At 74.5% G+C, this 3,129-nt stretch carries 4 protein-coding genes; 1 reads left to right on the top strand and 3 read right to left on the bottom strand.

All coding sequences use genetic code 11. The features are described from left to right. The coding region (locus OZN99_RS28395) for a YidB family protein (RefSeq protein ID WP_270938579.1) at window positions 1-484 on the top strand (484 nt) is incomplete at its 5' end. Window positions 485-527: 43 nt separating this feature from the next. Here OZN99_RS28395 and OZN99_RS28390 read toward each other — a convergent pair. The 3 genes from OZN99_RS28390 to OZN99_RS28380 form a co-directional block, all read right to left on the bottom strand. Next, entirely contained in the window at window positions 528-1,499 is a 972-nt protein-coding gene (locus tag OZN99_RS28390; RefSeq protein ID WP_270938578.1) for a Bug family tripartite tricarboxylate transporter substrate binding protein, read from the bottom strand. 96 nt (window positions 1,500-1,595) lie between these two features. Beyond that, window positions 1,596-2,786, bottom strand: coding sequence for a toxic anion resistance protein (locus OZN99_RS28385; protein ID WP_270938577.1), 1,191 nt, complete (start codon window positions 2,784-2,786; stop codon window positions 1,596-1,598). Then, window positions 2,783-3,129, bottom strand: a 347-nt coding sequence (locus OZN99_RS28380) for a hypothetical protein (protein WP_270938576.1), incomplete at its 5' end; no start/stop codon positions are given. The genes OZN99_RS28380 and OZN99_RS28385, both read right to left, overlap by 4 nt.

Raw genomic sequence — 3,129 nt, 5'->3', positions numbered from 1 at the left:
CGATCCGCGGCGCGGCGCACCGGCCGGCGGCGGCCTGGGCGGCCTGGCCGGCGGGCTCGGCGGCGTTAAGGGCATGGCCCTCATGGCGCTGCTCGCCTACCTGATGCAGGGCCGCGGCGGCACCGCCGGCCTCGCCTCGCTGACCGAGCAGCTGCGCGGCGCCGGCCTCGGCGACCGGGTGGACAGCTGGGTCGGACCGGGTGCCAACCGCGACATCGACCCGCGCGAGCTGGCCCGCGCCATCCCGCCCGAGGCGATGGACGATATCGAGCGCCACACCGGCCTCGGCCGCGACGAGGTGCTGTCGGAGCTGAGCCGCGGCCTGCCCGGCATGGTGGACCGCCTGACGCCGCGCGGCCGGATGCCGGAGCGCGACGACGAGCTGAACGACATCGACGAGAACGAGGTGCTCGGCCAGTTCGGCATCGTGCCCGGCGCGGCCTATGGCAAGGCCGGGCCGGGATCGGGCGGGTCGAAGTACTGACTCCCCGGGCGGCGGGCCGCACCGGCCCGCCGCGCCGTCGCCGTCAATCCGGCCGGATGTTGTTCTCCCGCACCACGCGGCCCCAGGTGGCGATCTGCGTCGCCAGGAACTGCGCGAAGCCCGCCTCTCCCTGCGGGTCGAGATCAAGGCCGAGGCCGACCACGCGCGCGCGCAGCTCCGGCTTCTCCAGCGCGGAGCGCAGCTCGGCCTCCATCCGCTGCTTGATCGCCGGCGGCAGGTTGGCCGGGCCGAGGAAGCCCCAGAAGGCGCGCGCATCCACGCCCGCCACGCCGGATTCCGCCAGCGTCGGGATCCCCGGCATGGAGGGCGAGCGGGTCGCGCCGGTCTGCGCCAGCGGCACCAGCGCGCCGGAATCGATATGCGCGCCGATCGCCGGGCGCGTCGCGATGGGCAGGTCCACCTCGCCCGCCACCGCCGCCGTGGCCAGCGGTCCGCCGCCGCGATAGGGCACGTGCACCAGCTGGATGCCGGCCGCCTTGCCGACCAGCGCCATGGTCAGGTGCGCCAGCGACCCGTTGCCGATCGTGCCGTAGGTGATCGTGTCGGGCCGCGCCTTCGCTGCCGCCGCCATCTCCGCGAAGCTGGCCCAGGGGCGCGTGCGGTGCTTCGTCAGCACCATCGGCGCGGTGCCGAACAGCAGCAGCGGCGTCAGGTCGCGCTCGGTGTCGAAGCCCATGTTCGGGATCAGCGCCGGGTTCACCGCATGGGTGTCGAAGACCAGCACCCAGGTGTTGCCGTCCGGCGCGCTGCGCGCCACCGCCGCGGTGCCGAGCGCGCCCGAGGCACCGGCCCGGTTCTCCACCACCACCGGCACGCCGAGCGCCTGGGTCAGGTGCGGCTGCAGAAGCCGCGCCAGCGCATCCGTGGATCCGCCCGGCGGGAAGGGTGCCACGATGCGGATCGGCCCGGAGGGCCAGGCGCCCTGCGCGCGCAGCGCGGGCGCGGCGAGCGTGGCGAAGGCGGTGCCGAGCAGGGCGCGGCGCGCGAAGGTCATGGCGTTGGTCCTCCCGATCGACGCCATGTGCCGCCGAAGGCCCGGCTGCGCAACTGTCCGGACGCGCGACGCCGAACCGAGCGCTGCGCCGGCCGGCTACCCCCCCCGCCGCGGCTGCTGGCCGCTCGCCTTCGCCTGCAGCAGGGCGCGGCGGATGTCCTGTTCCAGCTTCTCCAACTCCTCCGCCGCGCGGGCCCGCTGGCCGCGCGCCTCGTCGGCGATGCGCAGGCTGTCCTCGATGGTGGCGATCAGCGTCGCGTTCGCCTTCTGCACCGCCTCCAGGTCGAAGACGCCGCGCTCCAGCTCGGTCCGCGCCTCCTGGTTGCCGCGCCGCAGCGTCTCGGCATTGGCGGTGAGCAGCCCGTTGGTCAGGTCGGTGGCCTGCTTCACCGTGCCCGCCGCATCGCGCATCCGGTGCACCGCCAGCGCCACCGCCAGCTGCTGGCGCCACAGCGGCACCGTATTGGCCAGCACCGAGTGGATCTTGGACGACAGCGCCTTGTCGTTCTCCTGGATCAGCCGGATGGAGGGCAGCGCCTGCATCGCCACCTGGCGCGTCAGCCGCAGGTCGTGCACGCGCCGCTCCAGCTCGTCCCGCGCGCCGCGCAGGTCGCGCAGCCGCTGCGGCGCCATGTCATCCTGCGGGTTCTCCGCCACGCGCCTCTCCAGCGCGGGGATCGTGACCTCGTTGGTGCGCTTCAGCACCGCGTCGCCGGCGGCGATGTGGTCGCCGAGCGCGTGGAACCACTGCAGCGTCGCGCCATAGAGCTGCTCCAGCCGCACCACGTCCTCCATCAGGCGGGTGCGGTGGGTCTCGAGCTTGTCGCCGATCGTCTCGATCTGGCCCTTCACCGTCTCGTAGCGCTGGATGATGCCGGTGATCTCGGCGCCGGCCTTGGTGAAGATGCGCTGGAAGAAGCCCGGCCGCTCGTCCAGCTTCGTCACGTCGAAGCCGCGCAGCGTGGTCAGCAGCGCCGACAGGCTTCGCCCCGCCTCCCCCGTCTCCTGGTTGCGCGCACCTTCCAGCATGGCGTCGGCGGCGGATTGCGCGCGGCTCTGCGCCTCCTGCCCGAAGCGCAGGATCGAACCCGGATCGGCCAGGTCGATCTGCTGCGCCAGGCTCGCGATCGCCGCCTGGTGCTCCGGCGTCAGCTCGCCCTCGGGACGCGCGGCCGGCAGGGCCCGCTCCAGCGGCGCCACCTGGGGAACGGGCTGCGGCTCGGCACGCGGCGTCGCCGCGGTCGCGCTGGTGGAATCGCCGAAAGTGATCCGGATCTCGTCGCTCACGCGTAGCCCTCCTGGCGCAGCCGCTCGGACAGCACCTTCACCTGGATGTCGAGCGCGGCCGTCTCCTCCGCGCGGATGCGGTCGCGTAGCTCGTCGGCCGCCGAGGTCAGGTCCTGCAGCAGCCTCGGCAGGCCGGGCGGCGGCTCCGCCCCGGCCTCGAGCCGTTCCCGGATGCGGTCCAGCCCGTCGAGATGCACGACGAGGAAGCGCCGCGCCTCCGTGATGCGCTCGGGGCGCGCCGAGAGGTCGTCCAGCACGCCGGCCATCGCGCCGGAGACGCCGGCGAGCCGCGGCTCCGCCGCGATGCGCGCCAGGCGCGCGCGCGCCTCGTCCAGCGGCCCGG

It is taken from the genome of Falsiroseomonas oryzae (genome assembly GCF_027856955.1).
Classification (GTDB): Bacteria; Pseudomonadota; Alphaproteobacteria; order Acetobacterales; family Acetobacteraceae; genus Falsiroseomonas; species Falsiroseomonas oryzae.
The sequence above is the reverse complement of the archived record's forward strand: the minus strand, read 5'-3'. Positions and strand labels throughout refer to the sequence as shown.

Excerpts from the sequence above, each read along its gene's own strand:
- OZN99_RS28390 (WP_270938578.1), bottom strand. The coding sequence starts at position 1,499 with ATGACCTTCGCGCGCCGCGCCCTGCTCGGCACCGCCTTCGCCACGCTC.